The 19276-nt window shown below is 61.4% G+C and carries 21 protein-coding genes and 1 tRNA gene; 7 read left to right on the plus strand and 15 right to left on the minus strand.

The genetic code is table 11. The features are described from left to right. Nucleotides 1–454 precede the first annotated feature (454 nt). On the minus strand, nucleotides 455–1087 hold the full coding sequence (locus ACTT2I_RS10530; protein ID WP_443096663.1) for a hypothetical protein: 633 nt from the start codon (nucleotides 1085–1087) through the stop codon (nucleotides 455–457). Nucleotides 1088–1310: 223 nt separating this feature from the next. Between ACTT2I_RS10530 and ACTT2I_RS10535 the strand changes: the two genes are divergently transcribed. After that, complete coding sequence (locus tag ACTT2I_RS10535; RefSeq protein ID WP_443096664.1) at nucleotides 1311–2795, plus strand: KAP family P-loop NTPase fold protein; 1485 nt, start codon at nucleotides 1311–1313, stop codon at nucleotides 2793–2795. A gap of 441 nt (nucleotides 2796–3236) precedes the next feature. On the opposite strand, the gene ACTT2I_RS10540 is transcribed toward ACTT2I_RS10535, so the two are convergent. Both ACTT2I_RS10540 and ACTT2I_RS10545 read right to left on the minus strand, forming a co-directional pair. Then, nucleotides 3237–3482, minus strand: coding sequence for a hypothetical protein (locus ACTT2I_RS10540; protein WP_443096665.1), 246 nt, complete (start codon nucleotides 3480–3482; stop codon nucleotides 3237–3239). Continuing rightward, nucleotides 3479–3673 (minus strand): hypothetical protein, encoded by a 195-nt coding sequence (locus ACTT2I_RS10545; RefSeq protein WP_443096666.1) that lies wholly within the window; start codon nucleotides 3671–3673, stop codon nucleotides 3479–3481. Before ACTT2I_RS10545 ends, ACTT2I_RS10540 begins: the two co-directional genes overlap by 4 nt. Nucleotides 3674–3943: 270 nt before the next feature. On the opposite strand from ACTT2I_RS10545, the gene ACTT2I_RS10550 reads away from it, so the two are divergent. Both ACTT2I_RS10550 and ACTT2I_RS10555 read left to right on the plus strand, forming a co-directional pair. After that, nucleotides 3944–5761 carry a type 4 pilus major pilin gene (locus ACTT2I_RS10550; protein WP_443096858.1) on the plus strand — a complete coding sequence of 606 codons (1818 nt, stop codon included), beginning with the start codon at nucleotides 3944–3946 and terminating at the stop codon, nucleotides 5759–5761. Between the two features lie 112 nt (nucleotides 5762–5873). Beyond that, nucleotides 5874–6134: a hypothetical protein gene (locus tag ACTT2I_RS10555; RefSeq protein ID WP_443096667.1), complete on the plus strand. Its 261-nt coding sequence runs from the start codon at nucleotides 5874–5876 to the stop codon at nucleotides 6132–6134. 175 nt (nucleotides 6135–6309) lie between these two features. On the opposite strand, the gene ACTT2I_RS10560 is transcribed toward ACTT2I_RS10555, so the two are convergent. Together ACTT2I_RS10560 and ACTT2I_RS10565 are read right to left on the minus strand one after the other, a co-directional pair. Continuing rightward, nucleotides 6310–6807, minus strand: coding sequence for a hypothetical protein (locus ACTT2I_RS10560; protein WP_443096668.1), 498 nt, complete (start codon nucleotides 6805–6807; stop codon nucleotides 6310–6312). Nucleotides 6808–6883: 76 nt separating this feature from the next. Next, nucleotides 6884–7375, minus strand: coding sequence for a hypothetical protein (locus tag ACTT2I_RS10565; protein ID WP_443096669.1), 492 nt, complete (start codon nucleotides 7373–7375; stop codon nucleotides 6884–6886). Nucleotides 7376–7482: 107 nt separating this feature from the next. Here ACTT2I_RS10565 and ACTT2I_RS10570 point away from each other — a divergent pair, with 107 nt between their 5' ends. Beyond that, complete coding sequence (locus tag ACTT2I_RS10570; RefSeq protein WP_443096670.1) at nucleotides 7483–7797, plus strand: hypothetical protein; 315 nt, start codon at nucleotides 7483–7485, stop codon at nucleotides 7795–7797. 237 nt (nucleotides 7798–8034) lie between these two features. On the opposite strand, the gene ACTT2I_RS10575 is transcribed toward ACTT2I_RS10570, so the two are convergent. Then, nucleotides 8035–8673, minus strand: coding sequence for a hypothetical protein (locus ACTT2I_RS10575; RefSeq protein WP_443096671.1), 639 nt, complete (start codon nucleotides 8671–8673; stop codon nucleotides 8035–8037). A gap of 10 nt (nucleotides 8674–8683) precedes the next feature. Next, nucleotides 8684–9088 (minus strand): hypothetical protein, encoded by a 405-nt coding sequence (locus tag ACTT2I_RS10580; RefSeq protein WP_443096672.1) that lies wholly within the window; start codon nucleotides 9086–9088, stop codon nucleotides 8684–8686. A 214-nt stretch (nucleotides 9089–9302) separates the two neighbouring features. Here ACTT2I_RS10580 and ACTT2I_RS10585 point away from each other — a divergent pair, with 214 nt between their 5' ends. Then, nucleotides 9303–9746, plus strand: coding sequence for a hypothetical protein (locus ACTT2I_RS10585; protein ID WP_421099465.1), 444 nt, complete (start codon nucleotides 9303–9305; stop codon nucleotides 9744–9746). Between the two features lie 5 nt (nucleotides 9747–9751). Here the strand turns inward: ACTT2I_RS10585 and ACTT2I_RS10590 are convergent, their stop codons facing one another. From ACTT2I_RS10590 to ACTT2I_RS10620, 7 genes are all read right to left on the minus strand, one after another. Further along, on the minus strand, nucleotides 9752–10024 hold the full coding sequence (locus ACTT2I_RS10590) for a hypothetical protein (protein WP_421099464.1): 273 nt from the start codon (nucleotides 10022–10024) through the stop codon (nucleotides 9752–9754). A gap of 1512 nt (nucleotides 10025–11536) precedes the next feature. After that, a complete protein-coding gene (locus ACTT2I_RS10595) occupies nucleotides 11537–12061 on the minus strand; it encodes a hypothetical protein (protein WP_421099463.1) in 525 nt (174 codons plus the stop codon). Between the two features lie 197 nt (nucleotides 12062–12258). Then, complete coding sequence (locus ACTT2I_RS10600) at nucleotides 12259–12915, minus strand: DNA N-6-adenine-methyltransferase (RefSeq protein ID WP_421099462.1); 657 nt, start codon at nucleotides 12913–12915, stop codon at nucleotides 12259–12261. A gap of 207 nt (nucleotides 12916–13122) precedes the next feature. Next, nucleotides 13123–14085, minus strand: a complete 963-nt coding sequence (locus ACTT2I_RS10605; protein ID WP_421099461.1) for a hypothetical protein — start codon at nucleotides 14083–14085, stop codon at nucleotides 13123–13125. Between the two features lie 158 nt (nucleotides 14086–14243). Then, nucleotides 14244–15722, minus strand: a complete 1479-nt coding sequence (locus ACTT2I_RS10610; RefSeq protein ID WP_421099460.1) for a DUF6538 domain-containing protein — start codon at nucleotides 15720–15722, stop codon at nucleotides 14244–14246. A gap of 84 nt (nucleotides 15723–15806) precedes the next feature. Then, a tRNA-Ser gene (locus tag ACTT2I_RS10615) sits at nucleotides 15807–15896 on the minus strand. Nucleotides 15897–16052: 156 nt separating this feature from the next. Further along, the gene (locus ACTT2I_RS10620; protein ID WP_019184298.1) at nucleotides 16053–17045 is read right to left on the minus strand and encodes a LysR substrate-binding domain-containing protein; all 993 of its coding nucleotides are present in this window, start codon (nucleotides 17043–17045) and stop codon (nucleotides 16053–16055) included. Nucleotides 17046–17171: 126 nt separating this feature from the next. Between ACTT2I_RS10620 and ACTT2I_RS10625 the strand changes: the two genes are divergently transcribed. Next, the gene (locus ACTT2I_RS10625; RefSeq protein WP_421099446.1) at nucleotides 17172–17753 is read left to right on the plus strand and encodes an FMN-dependent NADH-azoreductase; all 582 of its coding nucleotides are present in this window, start codon (nucleotides 17172–17174) and stop codon (nucleotides 17751–17753) included. A gap of 180 nt (nucleotides 17754–17933) precedes the next feature. Here the strand turns inward: ACTT2I_RS10625 and ACTT2I_RS10630 are convergent, their stop codons facing one another. After that, entirely contained in the window at nucleotides 17934–18578 is a 645-nt protein-coding gene (locus tag ACTT2I_RS10630) for an OB-fold protein (RefSeq protein ID WP_443096673.1), read from the minus strand. A gap of 317 nt (nucleotides 18579–18895) precedes the next feature. On the opposite strand from ACTT2I_RS10630, the gene ACTT2I_RS10635 reads away from it, so the two are divergent. Beyond that, nucleotides 18896–19255 carry an SH3 domain-containing protein gene (locus ACTT2I_RS10635; RefSeq protein ID WP_293980055.1) on the plus strand — a complete coding sequence of 120 codons (360 nt, stop codon included), beginning with the start codon at nucleotides 18896–18898 and terminating at the stop codon, nucleotides 19253–19255. The last annotated feature ends 21 nt before the right edge of the window (nucleotides 19256–19276 follow it).

The raw sequence follows: 19276 nt of genomic DNA on the forward strand, positions 1-19276 counted from the left end.
AGCTCTGCAGCTCGCCTTCTCTCGCACTCATCGGCCTCGTACCGACGTTGTTCCTTCCACGTTTTCCCAACGGCCTGACCGCGCCGTACTTGATTAAGGGTGTTTAGCTCATCTTCGGTAGCAACAACATTCTCCTCTCTACCCTCGCATTTCCAGCACATTGCCGCACTCCATGCTTGCCTTAGTTTCCGGTAACAACTTCTACGCCAGTTGCGAACTGTTCTTCAGCCTTGGCCTTGGCAGCTGCCACGTGGCCAGGCGATGCACGAGCCGCAGCTCCATGTCCGCTGGCCGCCGCATGCTCAGAACCATGGCTCAGTAGGGTACTTCACATACCTCTGAAGTGGACTACTAGTCATTCCGCTCGTTCTGCGTTACGAGATGAAGCCGCTGCATAAGTGCCTACGGCTGAATGCTTCAAGCCCAGCATGTTCAAGTAGGCGCATACAGGCACTCAATTCACCCCTTCCACTGTGATTGCTCCAAGATCTTTCAACACCGTCTGCCCTTTCTGGGAAAAGCCTATCAACAGGTTCCCACCGGCAACGGTTCGGCCCATCTGCTCATTAAGGTAGGACGCTTGCAGCCGAGCAGCAATCATGAGATCGGCCTGCGCCATGCTCGGGGCTACTTCTCGCAGGGGTTCGCCAGGAGACGCAAGTTGTCCCGAGATCGGCTGCGAGATCGCGGGGTGTTGGCTGTCGGTCTTGGCATATGCGGTGGCCATCATCCGGCCGTTTTGGGGAGACCAGCCCCCAAGCACCAGTTCTGTCCCATTGCTCTCAATGGGCAGGCCCGCTTTAGCCACAGCGCTTTCATAGCTTGGCCAGAGCTTATCGATGACTAAGCCCAGCTCAGCACTCAGTTGCTCCATAGTGAAGTCGGGCCGAAAGCTGGCTTGCAGGGCGAGCTCATAGATTCGTAGGAAAAACTGAGCCGATCCGCGTGTGGCGAGCATCAGGTTGTGCTGCGGAATCAGAAGGAGCTTGGCACCGGCGGAGTGGGCACCCGTCACGGCATCTTCCGCGAGGGTATCGACGGCCACGACCAGATGGTCAGGGCTGATCAGAACGTTGAGTATGCTCATTGGAAAGGTTCGATGGCCTAGACCAAACTATCCCACAACTTTGCCAGCATTCCTCTCAGAATTCGGGAGAGCCCAAGTCCGGGAACTCCGCCGCCCATATGCGCCAAGGCTAGGCGGTTGTTGCCAGCCATGGAACAGCAATGGCCTTCGCTTCGCTTGGTGCTTGTAGAGCCCATGCTGTTGAGGCAACCTCGCCATTGACTGCCATAGTACGGACGCTCCCATGTCGCTTGCCAAGGCTTCGAGCCCTGAAATTGATCCAAAGGACCCGTGGACGGACGATCCCCTTGCGAGGAAGAAAGAGGGCGAGATCCTAGGCAACTTGATCTCTACTTTGGGAGATGCGCCTTTTGTCGTTTCACTGAAGGGCGGCTGGGGAACAGGCAAGTCCGTGTTCCTCCGGCGCCTCGGCCACCACCTTCAGGAGACCATCAAGATTCCCGTCGTGCACGTAGACGCGTGGCAATCGGACTATGTGGATGACCCTCTGCTCGCACTGGCCAGCGCTCTTGGCGATCGCCTAAAGCAGATCGAAGATGGCAAGGTGAAGAGGAACATCGGCAGCATAGTGACAGGACTGGCGGGCTCCGCAGGCAAGATCACCCTGCCGGTCTTGTCCATCCTTGCCAGCACGCTGCTCCCCGGCGGAGGGAAGGCCGTCGAGATCGCTGCTGCGATGCCGCAGTTGGCTCAGAACTTCTTGGACTGGGATCACGAGCGCAAGTCGGCTGAAACGGAGTTCAAAGACAGTCTCATCAAAGCGAAGGAAAAGCTGCACAAGGCCTTGGGTTCCCCAAGCAAGTCGCCGATCGTCATAGTCGTCGATGAACTCGACCGATGCCGACCAGATTTTGCAATCAAGTTCTTGGAGCGGATGAAGCACTTCTTTATCGTCGATGGGGTGTGCTTCTTGATTGCGACGGACTACGAGAACCTTCCGAACGCGGTGAACACCGTCTACGGACCTGGGGTGCAAGGTGAGCTTTACCTTCGAAAGTTCTTTGACTTTGAGTTCAACCTCCCAGCTCCGAGTGCTGATGATCACGCCTTTTATCTTTTCAAGGATTTTCCGGGCGGACTAGACCCCGCTGATGCGAAGAGTATGCGGCGCACAATTCTCTCCAGCATGCACTCTGGAAGATATCTTGACCTGTACGCGAGAAACCGCAGCAGCCTAGAGCAAGCAGAGTACAGCCTGTTGTTCGGGCGTATCGCCGGAACCATGAAGCTCCAACTGCGTGACATGTTGCAGGCGCACACGCTGCTTATGGCCTTCGTCCGAAGCTATCCTGAGAACGCGGTCCGTTTCCCGTTCATAGACTGCTTCGTCGCCTGCATGCGCTTCAAGGATCCTCAGCACTTCCGATCGCTTGTGACACGTAGCGGCTCTCTAGCGCTCGCTCCCAATCTGACTGCAGGCAAGGAGAGTGGGCATACGGTGCTCGGCGCGATCTCACGCTTCCTAACTATCAAGGATGGCGATTCCTTTATAGGGTTTGAAACAGAAATCTCAAGGCTTGCGCACGATGTGCATCAAGACCGCATTGCGGCGCTCTCCTATCATTCTCTTCAGCAGAGAGCCACGTACAAGGTTGACCGCTGGCGCAATGTTCTGAAGTTGGATGTCGAAAAATATCTCAGCGAAGTCTTAGGGCTCACGGCTGCCTTCAGCCAGCTTGCGGCTGATGAGGCGGACCCTGAGGAATAGCCAAACCACGGCATCCTTCTTGGGTTGAGCGATTGTAGTGCCCTGCCCTAGACTTCTGGAGCAGTCTCCGCCGAACCGCGGGCGGTAAGCGGCCCTCGCAAGCCTCTGCCAAAGACATGCCCGGCTCCACGACCACCAGCTCCCGCTGGCTTGGGTTGTTTGACCACGGGATGAACCGCAGGGCCTTCTTCTGGCCAATGCATACTTGGGGATCGGCGCCAGCGCACAGAAGAGTGGCCGCCATACGCGCAAATTGTTCCGCCTGATCCGGCTGGCTGCGCACGGACAGGCTATAGAGCTTACACGCGACCGCCAATGCGGTGATTCCGGTGGGCAAGGGCTCGTCCAGCGCGGGTGTTCCCTTCAGTACTTTGACCCATCCATTGAACGATGGCCTGTCCAGCAGCTGGATGGAACGGATCAGGTTCTCAGTTCGTGGGTTCACAGCGCGCCTCCCAGGACAGCGATCAGCACCGCCACTGATAGGGCATAGATAGGGACCAGCACCATGCCCCACCATTCGCGTGACACGGACTGCAGGACGTCTGAGCGGCGGCTCGCTGGCGGGATCTTGTAGAACTGGCGCAGCGCCACGGCCGCGGTGATGGGATGGAGAACTAGGGGCTTGTAAAACAGGGCCGCCGAGAGGAATGAGGCGCACAAGAGCGCAAGGGTCAGGGGGCTCATGCGAAGCGCTCCTCGTCCTTCTTCCACCGCCGCTCCGCGCGGGCCTTGCCCGCCAGCCGGCGGAGCCGCCGGACCTTGTCGGCGAGGTGGTCCATGCCGTTGGTCGCGTCGCGAGTAAGCGGAGCGGTAAACAGTTGGTATGCAGCCAAGTCGGTGATGGTCATTGGTATTACCGCAGGGGAAATCTTCATGAAGCGTTCCTTTTTGAATTGATCGGTTTGCACCTGCAAACCGCCTCAACCCCATGCAACCATGCGACAAATAATTGTCAACCCATTGTTTTAAAAGAAATTTGACTAAAATAGAGCCGATGGCTATGACTTGCGCAATTCCAGATTCGTCACATGCTGGAGTGCATGAAGAGACGTCATTTGCCCGGTTGCCCCCATCCCATCGCCTCAGGCTTCGGCTTGATGGAGGCGCTCATAGCATTGGGCGCCATATCCATCGTCAGCGCAGCGATGCTCGCCTTCTACTCACGCGTGGAGACGAGGGTCAAGGTCGCCTCTGACGTAGAGAACCTGCGCACCTTGGCCAGCGCCATCGAGCGATCGCACGGCGTTCTTGGCACATACAGAGGGCTGAGCGCGTCCAGCACCGTTGAAGACAATCTTGCACCTACGGACTTCCGGCGAGCGGCCACTGCATCGCTTACCAATGCTTGGGGAGGGAACATATCGATCTCCCCGTTCAACGTTCGCACGTTTGGAGACAGCTACATCGCAGCTTTCTACGGTCTGCCTGCCAGGGCATGCGCGCCATTCCTCTCCGCCCTCGCGGGCGACCCGAGCGTGTTGGATGTTCGAGTCGACGACGTGTCAGCGAAATGGGACAGGGGCGGAGACCTGGACGTCGCGACGTTGGCGACTGCGTGCGCCTCGGGCGGCGATCGGCTTGAGGTGGTGTTCTACAACGGGATGGCCTCTGGGAACTCGGTTGCCACCCTGATCCCACCCGCTCTCCCCATCCCCGGCTTAGCTGCTGATGCCCCTGCGGTGACACTCACGGGACCGATCTCTACTGCGCCCGCCGTAAGCGGTGCATTGCTGGTGGGCCCAGGCGCTGCGCTGCCCGGCGTGCCGTCTCCTGCCACCCCTGCAATGCCCGACCTGCCCCCTGCGGCGGCAACCCCATTGGTGCCTCAGCCCTCACCCGTCAGACTTCCACCAACGTTACCTGCGGCTCTGGTGCCTTGTCGGCAGGCAGAGTCGCAAACCCAAAGCGGGACCTGTCCAGCGGGAAACTGGGGCACAGAAACCCTCCGGAACCGCACCGTCTGCCCGGACGAAGGCGCTGATCCAAACACCGACGCTGCGTGGGAAAGTCCCGAAGCCTGGGCCCGGCCCGTCGTAGTGACAAAGAAGATTGCCAACAACTGCCAGGCGTGCCCTGTGCCGAGCAACCAACAGACCACCCAGTGGATTGCCAGCGTTCAAGCGTGCCCGTCCGGGCAAACAGGAACCCACACGTGGGAGCGCGAGCAGGTGGCCCGCCGTCCAGTCACCTACCACTGCCCTGCCGGCACCACGGCTCTTCCCAGCCCCATCTTCGGCGGCTGGTCAGCTTGGGCAGACACGGGTAACCGACGCAACGAAGCAAACACCTGCGTGTCCTCGGCTCCTCGTTGTGCGGATGGCAGCTTACAGGTCGCTGCATGGTATTCGGCAGTCGTCGACGACTTGCCGCCGCCCCCTGGATCGAGTGGCGTGGGTTACTGGTATCACGACTCAGTCGTCGGCCTGACAGCAGCAGAGAAGGCCCGCCTCACCTGGGCCATACAGAACATCCCCGTTACTCGCACGGAGACCCCTGCCCCGATGCCCGGGAACTGGCCGGCGAACGTCAACGAGTCCGCAAGCTACGCGGAGCAGTGCAACGCGTTGCGGGACGTGGGAAACATCAACTACGCTTACTCCTACGAGTTCGAGTGCGTCTCGAACATGGGCATGCACTACTGCGATTACAACTCGACCAGTGGGGGCACGTCCATGGCGGTTTGTCGTCAGGCATGCGCGGCAGATTTGGTTGGGAAAACGAACAATCCCTATCGCTGGGAGTGGCCCGAGTCCTACGTGGTGTCCGCCACGCCCTCCGTGACTTGCACAGGCAAACCAGGATGCGCGCCCAACGGCGGTTACGGGAGCCAGACTGGGTTGCCCGCGTGCACGGAGACCAATGTGGGCCAAGCCATCGCTTACCGTTGGTATCGGCAGTTCTACAGTCCGCCACGGATTGACGTCCAAGAGTTCAACGTCACATGCCGTGGACCAAAGCCCTGAAAGCCGACCCAATGAGGGAGTTCAGGCTTCGCCCGTGATGTCGCCAAGCCCTCCATGACTGTGGCAATCGATCATGGGCGGTTGTCACGACCAAGCATGAGTTCAGGGCTGCATGCACAAGGACGCCGTCGCGCTGGCGTTTGGATTCGATATGGCAGTCACGAATCACCCCGTGGCGGGCAAAGCCGCCCAAAAGTCTTCGGGGAGGCATTTGTTGCTCATGCTGGCGTGGGTCGTCCGCTTAGAGATTCCAACGCCAAAAAAGTTGGCTCCGCAGGGGTTCCTCCGCATGAAATCAGCGATGCTCGATGAGCGTGACCCAGATAGCGAAGTTCGCGGCTGGATGCGTCGGCTTGGCGAAATGCTGATTTGAAGAAGTCAGTCTCGACTTGCTAGCTGTCCGGCCGGCGGCATCACAAACCTCCTCCACAACGTCTGAGCACCAATTGAGAGAGGCGGTGAGTGCTCGGCGCTTGATGCGTCACTGGAAGTTGGCTTTTGCTTTGAGTCGGTGGCCAACCAGACCTTGGTTGAGATTGATGCAGCCACTAGTGACGGTTTGCCCAAGCCGGCAGCGCGGTTTTGTTCCATGCGTTCCAAGCCCAGCCGCCCAGGAGGGCCACTCCTGCAATCACGGGAACGCCCAACGTCATCGTTGCACCCAGCGCCATGCGGCCCCATTCGGACGTGTGGAACTCTGGGCTGGAAGCAAGGGTTACGCTGACGGGAAATGCCAATGCGACGACGCCAACCCCGACCAACGCCCCCGCCAAAAGTCCTTTCGCGAACCCCGGCTTGAACGCCGGCACTTGGCCGGTCCTGCAATGCCACGCCCAGACGCGCTCAGCGCGGATGTGAAGCAGCAAAATGAATCCCAAGAGGCCAAGCACCAGCAGGCCTGGAACCGCGCAAAGGGCCGCGATCAGGACAGACGTCTTCGATGCCTCCAACGCCGCAATGAGGAATGCCCCACCCACCGGGACAAGGACGATGGACGGGGCTAGAAGCTGGCCCGGACCGCTGGGTGCTGTGAGGTGCTGCGCCATGACGTTCTCCTCGCCGGGTGATGGTGCACGATCTACACCAATTCCTGATGCAGTCAATTCAAGCCCTATCCGTCAGTCAGCCGCCGGATCCCTGGACGCGGCCTTCGAGATTGTCCTTGCTCTGAGACGGGGTGATGCCGACGACTTGGCCTTGGAAGCCCACCTCAAGCCGGTCGATCTCCAGTACGAACGAAGGGAGCCCGTTCGCCTGCAGTCTGCCTTTCAAGACTCTGAAAAAGATTCGGTCACCGGCCAAGTCTCGCCCGGCCCGTTGTAGGTCTTGCGCATCGGCCGGCGAAAGGCGAATGGCCGCATGGTATTTGCCACCGTTTGGAAGATCGTGAATCCCCCGCCGATCACCGCGCACAGAAGCGCGTGGAATGAATCCGGGGCTGTCGGGATACCAAGATTCGGACATCAGATAGACGTACGCGTGCAGCACCCCATCGTTGCCGATGGTCATCTGGATGCGGGGGCGTAGGTAAAAGCGATCCGCCGCGGCGATCTCCCGACGCTTGGCCTCAAAGGCCCCCTCCCCGCCCCCCTCTTGCCCCGCCTTGGCACTCATGGCACTCCACGTGCCCAAGCACCGCTCGCGCGTGCTGGCAGTCATTGGCTGGCCCGCCTTCCAAGTGAAGTTGGAGAACTCAAGGATGAGACGAAATGCTAAGAAGATTGAAGCGCTGGTTCGGGCTGGACGACCATCCCACGGCCCCGTCGCCCATGCAGATTCAAGTGTTGATCGAGGTCAACTTACTCGAGCTCAACCTAGCTTTGCTCGATGCCAGCCGCCCCAGCCCGATGTGCCGAAATATCGACGCTACACGTGCTCGCGCCAAAGCTTGGCTTCAGTCATTCAAAAGGCGACCCATTTTTGATCGCCTTGATTGGGACGAAGTCAGCTGGGAAGCGCGCATACTGAACCGTGAGATGAAGGCGGCGATGGTGGGATGGACGCCACTTAGTGACGCATCTCGTCGGCGTCACTGATCTATGCCCCACGCCCAATCAGCCGAAGCGTGAGCGAACGCCTTGCAGCAACACAAGCCGCTCCTGCCATTTTCGCCAAGGAATCGCCCCATACTCTAGCCCCCCCGATCAAACGAAGCGGGCGCCTAGTCTTGTCTTGGTATTCGTTCACGTTGTAGATCGGCGAACGGTGACGAGGCACTGACTCATGGCATGAGATGAAACGCGACGTGCCTCCCCATCTACAGCCCTAGCCCTCTAGGCATGCGAAGGCGCTGACGGCGGGACAGCGGGAAGGTTGGAATACGGCCGGGCGCTGGGGCGGCGCAACCGGTGGCGCTTGCAGAAGCTGCTGACGGCTTGGCGCGTCACGTTGAACTGCTCCGCCAGATCGCGTTGGCTGAGCCCCTTGCCCAACAATGCTTGGACTTGGGCCGGGGAATTTCCGGCCAAACCGCTGGCCCGGACAGACCTGGCGCGCATATCGGCGACGGCACCACGCAATGCCGACAGCCCTCGCAGTACACGGATGTCGTTGCGGATCGTTGAAATAGACACCCCCAGCACGCGGGCCTGCCCACTCGCTGGCAGACCAGCCTCAGTGTAGGCCTTCACTGCATAGCGGCGTTGGGCGACGTAAGCCCTGTAACGCTCGCTGGGGCGCCCCCGCATCGCGTCGCACGGATCCACACGCTGGGCGCGGAGGATCTGTTCAATATCACCGTGGGCGTTGCGGTGGGCCTCCAACGCCTTGTCCACGTCGTTCCCCCAAGGGGTGTTTCGCCGGGAGGCCTCGTAGATCGCTCGGGTTTCGGGCGCCATAGACAGCAGTTCGAAGCTTCCCGGCCCTGTCATGGGGCCGGGGTCAAACAAGGCTGATGGAATGCGGACGCCCATAGATGCGCCGTTACTGGGCGTTCGTGCCAACGACGGTCCCCATGTCAGGGGTGCAGGATGGAGTCGGCCCCGGCAGGGAATAGACCCGCGCCGCTTTGCCTTCTCCAGAAATGCAGGCGAAACCAGAGCGGAAGGTCAGCGTCGGATCGTTGACCTGAGTGATCCAGCGTTGCTTGAGCATCATTGGGTCGAACACTAGGACAAGCACGAGGTCCTTCTCAGTGCGGGCTGGCGATCCGCCGGACATCACGAGCTGGCTCTCGCCAAGAGGTGACGTCACTCCGGCCGGCATTGGCGCCATCGCTTGAACCTTGACGAGGCGGCCGGGCGGCAGAGGCTCGTTGTCCGCCGCAGACGCAGAGGCAGCGATCAGCCCGATCAAGGCAAAGGATAGGTTGAGAATACGTGAGTGCATGAGGCCTTCTTTTTGGGTGTGTATCTATACCCATAGCAAAAGCTTTGGCTTTGGCAAGCCACCTCTCAAGATGAAACAACGTTCCTCATTAGACGGCGAGCGAGTGACACTGAAGGATGAGGTGGACATTTCGAACCCCATGTCCAGAGATACCTGTCCTCTACAGACGTCGTATTATTCTTGCGACACACTCCCCATGCTGGTGATGCCTCCAATGACCCCTGCCGATTCCTACCACGAGGCGCTTAGCTCGCACCGTCACTACGACACACTCGCCAACGCCGCTTTAACCCTGATGGGGACGGTCATCACCGGAGCTCCAGCGCTCTACGCATCCGTTTCAAAGCACCACGGCACGGAAGCGATCCTTGCACTCAGCGCGATCATCATCATCTTTGCTGTAAACAGCTACCGCCGATTCGACAGCTACGCTGGCATCGCTTTGAATGTCGCGGCGGCCATTGAGCGAGGGGAGGAGTCATTGCCGGGCAACACCGGCTTTGCTGAGGTGTTCAAGAAGATCAAGGCCTACCCCGAGATGGATTCCACCAGGACCTCTTGGACATTCCGCCGCGTACGGGCCATCGGCTACGGAGCTGCCGTCTTGTTCCTAGCAGTTGCTGCATTTATTGCTGGAAATGGAATCCCTTCCGGATGAGAGCGTCACTCGCAATTTGCGGGCGGGTGGGCCCGGCCCAGCTCGATGTGAAGGGTCAGGGTCTTGCCGTTGAACAATGCGCTGCGAACCAGCTCGGCAATGTCGTTCTCGCTTCGCAGCCCTTCATCGGCCTCTTTGCCCAGTCTCACATGGAGCCCGAAGTCGGACTGCACCAGCTGATATTGGGGATCAAACTCTGGACCTTCAGGATCCATATCGGCAGGACCTATGGTCGGCTCGTGGGAAGCGTCGTCAGGGTTTTGCTTGGGCGATGGCATGAGGTTCCTTGTTGTCAGGCACCCCTTTGCAATAACGCCATATGGAAAAAAGTAAAGCGTAGCGCCCTTCGGTCAGCCTCATGGAAGTTGATGATCTAAACGGGCGGCCACCTGTGCTGTTCACTGCGGGCCCATATGCTTTGCTGATCAGGAAAAGCATGGATCGTTCGCCTGGAGATGGCCCTTAAGCGCTCTGCTGATCTTCCCTGCTTTGCCCTTCATCCCCGAGGTTCGCTTCGCTCCCTCGACGATGAAGGGCAAAGTCTCCCCTGGGACCTCCGCTGAGCAGCGGCAGGGGTGACTTGAGCCCCGTTACGATCCGCGCTGCGGCGGCTCGACAGTCGGGCGCGGTGATGATCAGACGACACCGCTGCGGCAGGTTCACGCGGTCTGACCGCGCCGGCTCTGGGTCCTGCCACCCAGCCAACAGCCAGGCGTCTCTCCAGTGGGCTTGCCCGCTCCCCAGCCGTCGCCGAGAAAATATCATCCTAGCAGCCGTCCATGGACCACAAACCGTTGGCAGTCGGATCGCGACAGGGCACACGAGCGGGGCCAGATCAAGCACTCCCCGCGCCTCTGCGACGCATGAACCACCTGGTTGGCGCAGGTTTCAGGCTGTACGACACCCTGTCCCCCTGCATTAAAGCCCACGCACTTCAGTGGATGGTTAGCCCCGAGCCCCGCAATGAGGCGCCTGCTCCTTGTGCATGGCCCGGTCATTCCACCGGGCACCGCGATACGGCTACCAGCGACACCTGGGTGGGCAGTCATGGAGGGGAGAAAGGGAGGGCTTGCGTCTTTGCTCAGGCTTGATAGTTTGGACCTCGAGGGGCCATTGCCTGGGCATGCGTAGCTGCGTTCTACCTTGCTCGCCTCCGGGATTGCTGTCCCGGGGGCCACGACTCAACCCTACGACGCCCCATGCAGTTGTCAAGCATGGGGCGTTCCTTATTTCATGCCTCGGACTAAATGGCAGACAGCCGGTGCCCACATCTGCCGATGCCTTCCCGGCAAGGCCACCAATACCCAGACCGGATAGGAATCGACTCGGCCCGATGCCGCCCCGCTCCGCTAAAGACGGGGTAACGTGGCGCGGTAAAGACCTATGTTCCCAGTCGCCCCTCGTAGGACTCCCGGATGACGCCATTCCGACCTCGCCTGCACCCCTTCAAGCCTCAACCGCGGGCTCCGGGCAGTCGCCCGATGCAAGGAAGAGCTTGGCGAGGCGCTGCCCTTTTACTCCTTCTGCCCAGCATTTCGAACGCTAATCCGCTCCAACTGTCTCAGCAGGAGCCCGACTGCGGGCGACCGAGGGCCAAGGGCCCGGCTTTGGATGCCGCAAGACGTGATAGCCAACAGCCTCAGCGGCGGGGTTGAGACCCATGGAACAAAGACGCACGGCACGCGCTCGATAAGGAAGCAGCTTGGGGGCGCGAGAACCAAAGGCCGTTGGACTGGAATGAAAGTCGTCAGAGTGCGAGACGGACAGACTGCGCATCAGGAACGCGGGGCTTACAGAAATGAGACTTCGAGGTGAGAGACCACGTCAAGAAGCCAGGGCTCATCGACCTCGTACGGCTCATCCCACACAAGAACCTCGGCCTCCAGGTCAATGCCCCAGATCTCCCAGTGCGGTACGTTCAACTCTTCCGCAGTGAGCGAGGCAAACTGTGCGATGGCGTCTTCCAGGCTCTCAGCCTCAAACGGGTAGTGCCGGCTGGCCAGGGCATCCGCCCTCAGCTCCACCCCGGGTTCACCCACGGCGTCGGGGGCGTTGAACGCAAGTGCCAATCGCTGCTCGAAGCTCAGGCAGTAGTTCCGCACCAGCTGGTTGTGTTCGTCACCGTCACTGAAGGTGAGCTCTCGCTCGACGTTCTCGAGCCCGTAAGCGGCGCATTTCTTCATGGCTTCAGCCAGACTCTGCGGGTCTTTGGCGGCAAGTCGCGCGATCGCATCTTGCGGGGCCTCTGCAGGATCCAGCGGCACGCAGTAGCTGATGCCAACAGTGCCGGTAATGGTGATGGTGTAGGTTTTCACAATCTGTCCTTTTTTGAGTAACGCTCCGCCACCGCGGTCAATTAGGCGCGTGGATGCGTGGGATGTCAGGATTGGGGGCGACGCTCAGCGCCGCCCGCTTATTTCAGACGTAGAAGGCAATGTAGTGCCCATTGATCGATGAGCTATCCGCTCGACTACCACGCTTCGGCCCAACAACAACGGGCTTGCCAAGGTGCTTACTCATCGTTGGCTGCCCCTTTCACGTGAGCGACGGCAATCCTGCCTACACGGGCCATGTCGAGGAAGAAGCCAGGGATCTGACCTTCGGCTACTGCACGGCGCAGGCGGCGTGCACCTTCTTTTCCGTAGCCGATCCAGACCGCGCCACAGGGCGGCGCCTTTCCCAGCGCCCCGTCTGCCCTGCAGAACGCCAAGCGTCCCTGCTGGAAGACAACGGCGCTGACACAGGGACAGTTGAGCACATACTGCTGGAACCACCGTGTTTCAGTCCGCGAAAAAACCAAGGCGATGCCGCCGCCCGGGTGATTGGCCATCTTCTTCATCCAGTCGTCTTGACCGCGGCCGAACGGGGGATTCATGAAGACGAAATCGTCTTTCGGCCAATGGGCTTGGAGTCCGTCATCGCTCGGCTTGAGCAACCGGGACGCGGTCGGCCACGGCATGCCCTCTTCGGGAGTGCAGGGATCCAAGTCGAACGGACCCAGCCCGGTGTAAGACCGGCTCTCGTCGCCGTGGATCAGGTGGGGCGGCGTAAGCCAAGTGGTGGTGGTGCCCCCGTCCGGGACGCGGTCATAGCCGACAGCGTTGGCGCCCAAGCGCTTGGGGGAGGAAGGAAGCGAGGGGGCTGCGTCGTGGTTGCTTTGGGGATCCATGGCGAGATGTCCGTTGGGTGTATCGAAATAATCCGCTTATCTGCCCACTCAACAAATACTGAAAGGGTCGCCGCCCCCTTTCGCCTGAATCCCCATTCATCCTCGCCGTATTCTGACTGCGGTGGGAGCCGCCGCCTTTCGCCTTTGCCCCTCTCAGGCCCTCCGACGAGCAGTCGGAGAGCCCAACGATGCGGTCCTGCACTTGAATCAGAAACGGAACGAGTTCCGTCCATTGCCCTCTGCGGCTCCTGGCAGCCCCACCGCCATCAGCAGCGCCCGTGCGTGGGCCTGCGCCTGCTGAAGTTCGCTCGCTTCGGCCACCAAGCGATCCGAGAGCAATTGATCAGGAGCGGTTCCTTCCTCCCCCCCGTGGGAGTTCAGGGCCCTGAGGGTCTCCCATAACTCGCTCTCCCTCCGGCCCATGTGGAATTGGAGTTCGCGGACCACGTTCTTGAACCGCTCGCCCCAAGCCTCCTTCAGCGCCTCGTTTGTCCAAGGCATCGAGAAAGTGGCGGATAGTGTTGCGCTTATCAAGGCCATGGGCACGTTGCGGGCATCGACTTGGACTGCTTCAGCGCGCTGGAGCAAATCAAGAAACAGCGCTCTCACGGGCGATGACATGGCACCCAGGTCCACCTCGACGACTTGAATGGCCTTTGGACCATCCTCGCGCCCTGCCTTGATGGAACGCACTGCAACCAGATCATTGGTCAGCGACCTGTAATGCAGAAGGCTCTTCTCTGGTGGCAACCTCCTCCCCAACCGCTGCCCGTCTTCGCGAAAAGCCCTCCACCCTGCCAGGGCTGGAACGCGTGCGGCCCATTCGAGTAAGCGCACCAAGCCCACCACCACGTGTTCGCCTGGCTTATCCGACAAACGGCCGGCGGGGCTCTCCGCACGGGCCAGTTCAACGAATCGCTTTTGATGGACCTTGAACAGCCCTGCGGCCTGTGCAGACGTATACGGCACTGCATGAGAGCGAGGTTTCCGCCCAATTCTTCGGTCATCGGCCTCACGACGTTCTGCATTTGCTTCTGCGTCGATGTCAGACTTCAGCTTTGCCCATGTCACGCCCTCCCCGCGCTGAAAAGCCACGTTCGTCCGGCCAAATGCCTGCGCATAGCGTTCCAAAAGTGCCGTTTCGGCGCCCTGTACTGAGTTCAGTGACATTGGACTCTCAACAAAATGACGGTTAACTGATGGTAGCGGCCCACTATTGGAAGTGGAACGGCTTGGAAAAGCCCGGGGACATCAATGGCTGCACGGGTGAGCGCCCTTCGGGCCGTGATAAGCGATGCGGCAACAATCGCTCGGGGATCCGACCGAGATCACCTCGTTTGGCTTAGTCTGTAGCTCAGCTTTTTCAAACCAGGCGACAGCGCCCCAAGACCGTTCAACTTCTCACCCACGGTGAAGGCCCGGCTATAAGTTGAATGATGCTCATCGTCCAGCTCGTGCCCCACGATCTGCGCACGAAGTTCAGAAACGACGCCGGCGCCCTGAAGCTCTTGGATGAACGTTTTACGAAGGGAGTGGAATCCCCGCTTTGCAGGCTCCCAGTCTTTCCCTACCGCGGCCAGGTGCCGACTGAAGGCCTTGGTGATCCAATTGCCCTGCCCATTCACCGCCGTTGCCTTGGCCGCCGGGAACAGTCTTGCTTCCCCGGCTTCACGCTTCGCTCCGGCCCACTCCAAGAATCCCATCTTGAGCAATTCGGGATGCAGTGGCACCGTGCGCAGGCTGACCTCCGTTTTGACCTTTTGGTGCTCGCCCTCGTCCGAAATGCGGATGCAGGCGATGCCTCCCTCCTCGAACACGTCCTTGGTGAGCAGTTGCCCAACTTCCGATGCGCGGGCGCCGGTATACAGGCCGATCAGTGCTGCCCAACGAAGGGACTCTGGAAGCCGGTCCAACGCATCGGGGGCAAAGAGCGCTTGGATCTGAGACCGGTCGTAGGCCTTGAAACCTAGCTTCTTGCGGGCACGCTTTTCCCGGGCCGAATAGCTCACGTGTCCCGACGCGGGATTGTCCCCCTTTGGGTAATGGCCAGACGCCATGGCCCAATCGAAGAACCCGCCCTTCCCGCCGATGTAGCTTTGCTTGTTGGTCAAGGTTGGTGTGGAAGCCCCCTTCTCCCGCATGTCTTGGTACCAACGCGCCAAGTCCGAGCGCGTGATCGCGTGAACCTTGGCCTTTGGGCCCAAGAACGCGACCAGTGCTTCGATGGCCGTCTTCTTGATCGTGTAAGTTTTGGGCAGCGTGGAGGGCTTGAGCGTCGCCAGAAACGCGTCGCGCGCCTTCCCCAACGTCATCGTCTCGATCGCCTGGGCGACTGGCGCCGATGGTGCGCGGCTCGCCTGCGGCCATATCTCGCGAGCCGACCCCCGGTGGGCTACTTCAGGCTGCTGGAGCGTTGCCGCCATGGCCTCCAGCTCCATCAACTGCCGAAAGAGTTTCAGATCCTTGGGACTGTCGATCTGCCATTGCTCCGTGACCGTCCCGTCCGTTGCCCGAGTCCGGTTCAACGTGAGCTCGCGCAGGTTTTCAGCGCTCGTCAAACGATCAATGAGGATGTCAGCATCCGTTTTGCTGAGCTTGGCCACGCGTTGATCCTTCAACTGTCCGAAGAGCCGAGCATAGCCTGCGCCCAGCACGACCGCACGCACGTGGGCCTGAGCCAAGTCTTTCGTTCGAAGGGTGCGTTTGATCAGCCGGCAGTCGAGCACGGCTTGAAGGTCAATGGGGACGCGCTGGACAAAGGACCAGCGACCGGTCGATGTACGGCTCAGATGATGGGGGATGCGCATGCGAGTGTTTCCTCTACATGCTTCCTGCTTTCCAAAGCATCCAGCTCAATGACTTCACTTTAAAATCAATGAGTTAAGGGAATTTGGCGGAGAGAGTGGGATTCGAACCCACGGAAGGAATGACCCTTCGCCGGTTTTCAAGACCGGTGCCTTAAACCGCTCGGCCATCTCTCCGTATCGGTAACGCTTTGCGCGCCCCGCGTGCCCGGGTCATTGCAACCCGGGCAACCGGTCGGGGCAGCGTCCCCGGCCGGCATGGCTCCCCGGCATGGGCCGGGGGTCGCATTCTCGCATTTCAGGTGGGATTTGCCCACCCGCCGGCTGTCGGGCTCAGCCCGCATCCACCGCCAGCGCACCCAAGGCACTGGCCTTGATCTTCTCTTTGGCCCGCTCGCACGCACCGCCGCAATCCAGGCGCGAGGCCTCAAGCTGCGGCGGCAGGTGTTCGGCCAGGAAGTCGATGAACACGCGCACCGCCGGCAGCAGGCCGCGGCGGGAGGCGAAGACGGCATGGCAGATGCCCTGCGGCAGCGACCAGTCCGGCAGCACCACTTCCAGCTCGCCATTGCGCACGGCGTCGGCGCAGACCGTTTCCGGCAGCATGGTAATGCCGAAGCCGTCCTTGACCATGCTCTGCAGCAGCGGGAAGTCGAAGCCGGCCACGCGCGGCTGCAGGTCCACGCGGCGGACCGCGCCTTCCGGGCCGTGCAGTTCCCAGCGCTGGCGGGCTTCGTCTTCGCTGATGCTCAAGGTCACGTGATTGGTCAGCTCGTCCGGATCTTTCGGGCGGCCAGCGCGATCCAGGTACTTCGGGCTGGCGACCAACAGTTCCTGCACCTGGCCGAAGCTGCGCATCACCAGGCTGCCATCGTCATCCAGGCGCGAACGCACGCGCAGGGCGACGTCGTAGCCTTCATTGATGATGTCCACGCGGCGGTTGCTGATGTTCAGCTGCAGGCGCACTTTGGGGTACTGCGCCAGGAAGATCGGCAGCAGCTTGGGCAGCTGCATCTGCGCGAGCGAAACCGGCACGCTGGCGCGCACCAGGCCGCGTGGCTCGGCGCTGAGGCGGTCGACCACCTCACGCGCGGCCTGGGCCTCGGCGAGCATGGTCTGCGCGTGGCGATGCACGCTGGTGCCGACGTCGGTCACCGCGAAACGGCGCGTGGAGCGCTGCAGCAGGCGCACGCCCAGGTCGGTTTCCAGCTGGCTGATACGGCGGCTCAGGCGGGATTTGGGGATGCCGAGCGCGCGTTCTGCTGCGGCGAAGCCACCATGATCGACCACCATGGCGAAGTAGTAGAGGTCGTTGAGGTCTTGCATACCGAAGTTCCAGATATAGAACAATACGTGGTATTCAACCACCTTTATTCCAAACAGGCAACAACCTAACCTGATCTCCGTCGGCGGCGCCTTGCCCCGCCCCTCCCCAGATAACAGGTGATTGCCATGAAGCTTCTTCACATCGATGCCAGCGTGCTTGGCGACAACTCGGTTTCCCGCCAGCTCTCCGCCGCCGTGGTCCAGCAGTGGCGCGACCAGGTGCCGGGCCTGGAAGTGAGCTACCGCGACCTCGACGCCCAGCCGGTCCCGCACCTGCGCAGCTCGTCGCTGGCCCAGTCCGACCCGGCCGAAGTGGCCGACGCCGAGCAGGTGCTGGCGCAGTTCCTGGCCGCCGACGTGGTGGTCATCGGCTCCCCAATGTACAACTTCAGCGTCGCCTCCACCCTCAAGGCGTGGATCGACCGCCTCGCGGTGGCCGGCCGCACCTTCAAGTACACCGAGAATGGCCCGGTGGGCCTGGCCGGCGGCAAGCGCGTGATCGTGGCCAGCAGCCGCGGCGGCCTGCACACCGGCGCCCCGACCGACTTCCAGGACCCCTACCTGCGCCAGGTCTTCGCCTTCTTCGGCATCGACAACGTCGAGTTCGTGCGCGCCGAGGGCATCGCCTATTCGCCGCAGCACCGGACCGATGCGATTGCGCAGGCGCTGGCCGCGTTGCCGCGGCCGGCTGAACTCGCCGCGGCCTGAGCCGGGCGAACCACACCGTTCCCTCCCCCTCGTCGTGACGGTGTGGTGGTGGAACGCCGGTTTTATCTCCCCTGCCGGCGCTCCCCCTGATGGCCCCTTCCGGGGCCATCTTTTTGCCTGGCTGCCGGCTGCCGGCGTCCTGCCGCCGCGGCGCGCCTGGCCGCCTGCAACCTACCTCAGCTACCTCAGGTCACAATGGCGCATTGCCGGGGTCTCCCGTGCCATGCCATCGCCGGTGCAGGCCGCGGTGATGGCCTCGCCTTTACGCAGGCCGGCGGCATCCGTTGTTGTCAGCCCCATCAGCAGCACCCGCGCGTCAGGGCCGGCGGACAGGTGGACGACGGGCTGATCCAGAGAGTCGCCCTGGATGGCCTCCACATCGCCGGAGATCACCAGGGGCTTGCCCTTGTAGAGCACGTCGGCGGCGATCTCATTGGCCTGGTAGTCCAGATACAGCTGCCGCGCGGCCAGCTCGATGGTGTCGGCCAGCACGCTGATCGCCTCGCTCTCGGTCTCGGCGGCATGCGCATCTGCCCGCGGGGCGCTGACTGCGCTCAGCGTTCCGGCAAAGATGGCGATGCCAACGAAGTACACCATCGGCGAGACCATCAGCGAGAGCAGCAACGGTGCGAGACCCTTGGTCACCCCACCGCTGGACATCGCCACGATGGCCAGGATGAAGGCCACCAGATTCAGCGGCCAGCCGATGAAGAACCCCAGCCCCGGAAAGGGAATCAGGAAGCACAGCCAGGCGATCACCAGAAGCACCCACGCAGCAGCCCCTGCCGGGTGGAAAGGCGGCGTTGTTGTGCCCACTGCGTTCACGGGGAGGGTCCTGCGGGAGGTGAATGACGTTATCCATCGTCGTTGCCGCCCGGCTGCGCGAGTGGACGCAGGTCACATCCCACGGACTCCGCCGGAAACTCCAGAACCGCCCCCTTTGCCCTGCGCGCCTTGTGGGCAGCGGGTTCCGCGCTGGCGGGGAATTCATCTGGTGATCGATGAAGGTCTACACCGACAGCGCAACGAAGTTCCGCCTTACCCGATCAGGCTCTGTACCGGAATCACCCGACGTGACGCATTCGACCCAAGGCGGTCGCGCAGATCGCTATGCTGATCCGTCTTTCTCTGGATCCGCCCGCATGGACTACCGCGTCACCGCCGCCCACCGCAGCGAATTCCCGCATCCGATCACCCTGCAACCCGGCGACCCGCTGCAGGTCGGCGAGCGCTATCAGGGGCCCGAGGGCTGGGACAACTGGTATCTGTGCCAGACGCCGGGCCAGGCCGCTGGGTGGGTGCCGGCGCAGGTGATCGGCCGCAACGCGCAGGGCGATGCCGTGGCGGCGGAGGCCTACTGCGCGCGCGAACTGGATGTGGATGCGGGTCAGCACGTGCGGGGGGAGCGCGAGCTCAACAGCTGGGTGTGGTGCGAGGTGGTCGGCGGCACGTCCTCTGGCTGGGTGCCGCTGGGCGTGCTGGCGCCGATGACGCCCCGGTAGAGCAAAAAACCCGCCTTCCGG

The organism is Stenotrophomonas sp. PUT21 (genome assembly GCF_052232875.1).
Lineage (GTDB): Bacteria > Pseudomonadota > Gammaproteobacteria > Xanthomonadales > Xanthomonadaceae > Stenotrophomonas > Stenotrophomonas maltophilia_N.

Excerpts from the sequence above, each read along its gene's own strand:
- ACTT2I_RS10530 (WP_443096663.1), bottom strand. The coding sequence starts at position 1,087 with ATGAGCATACTCAACGTTCTGATCAGCCCTGACCATCTGGTCGTGGCC.
- ACTT2I_RS10535 (WP_443096664.1), top strand. The coding sequence starts at position 1,311 with ATGTCGCTTGCCAAGGCTTCGAGCCCTGAAATTGATCCAAAGGACCCG.
- ACTT2I_RS10540 (WP_443096665.1), bottom strand. The coding sequence starts at position 3,482 with ATGAGCCCCCTGACCCTTGCGCTCTTGTGCGCCTCATTCCTCTCGGCG.
- ACTT2I_RS10545 (WP_443096666.1), bottom strand. The coding sequence starts at position 3,673 with ATGAAGATTTCCCCTGCGGTAATACCAATGACCATCACCGACTTGGCT.
- ACTT2I_RS10550 (WP_443096858.1), top strand. The coding sequence starts at position 3,944 with ATGCTCGCCTTCTACTCACGCGTGGAGACGAGGGTCAAGGTCGCCTCT.
- ACTT2I_RS10555 (WP_443096667.1), top strand. The coding sequence starts at position 5,874 with ATGCACAAGGACGCCGTCGCGCTGGCGTTTGGATTCGATATGGCAGTC.
- ACTT2I_RS10560 (WP_443096668.1), bottom strand. The coding sequence starts at position 6,807 with ATGGCGCAGCACCTCACAGCACCCAGCGGTCCGGGCCAGCTTCTAGCC.
- ACTT2I_RS10565 (WP_443096669.1), bottom strand. The coding sequence starts at position 7,375 with ATGAGTGCCAAGGCGGGGCAAGAGGGGGGCGGGGAGGGGGCCTTTGAG.
- ACTT2I_RS10575 (WP_443096671.1), bottom strand. The coding sequence starts at position 8,673 with ATGGGCGTCCGCATTCCATCAGCCTTGTTTGACCCCGGCCCCATGACA.
- ACTT2I_RS10580 (WP_443096672.1), bottom strand. The coding sequence starts at position 9,088 with ATGCACTCACGTATTCTCAACCTATCCTTTGCCTTGATCGGGCTGATC.
- ACTT2I_RS10585 (WP_421099465.1), top strand. The coding sequence starts at position 9,303 with ATGACCCCTGCCGATTCCTACCACGAGGCGCTTAGCTCGCACCGTCAC.
- ACTT2I_RS10590 (WP_421099464.1), bottom strand. The coding sequence starts at position 10,024 with ATGCCATCGCCCAAGCAAAACCCTGACGACGCTTCCCACGAGCCGACC.
- ACTT2I_RS10600 (WP_421099462.1), bottom strand. The coding sequence starts at position 12,915 with ATGGATCCCCAAAGCAACCACGACGCAGCCCCCTCGCTTCCTTCCTCC.
- ACTT2I_RS10605 (WP_421099461.1), bottom strand. The coding sequence starts at position 14,085 with ATGTCACTGAACTCAGTACAGGGCGCCGAAACGGCACTTTTGGAACGC.
- ACTT2I_RS10610 (WP_421099460.1), bottom strand. The coding sequence starts at position 15,722 with ATGCGCATCCCCCATCATCTGAGCCGTACATCGACCGGTCGCTGGTCC.
- ACTT2I_RS10620 (WP_019184298.1), bottom strand. The coding sequence starts at position 17,045 with ATGCAAGACCTCAACGACCTCTACTACTTCGCCATGGTGGTCGATCAT.
- ACTT2I_RS10625 (WP_421099446.1), top strand. The coding sequence starts at position 17,172 with ATGAAGCTTCTTCACATCGATGCCAGCGTGCTTGGCGACAACTCGGTT.
- ACTT2I_RS10635 (WP_293980055.1), top strand. The coding sequence starts at position 18,896 with ATGGACTACCGCGTCACCGCCGCCCACCGCAGCGAATTCCCGCATCCG.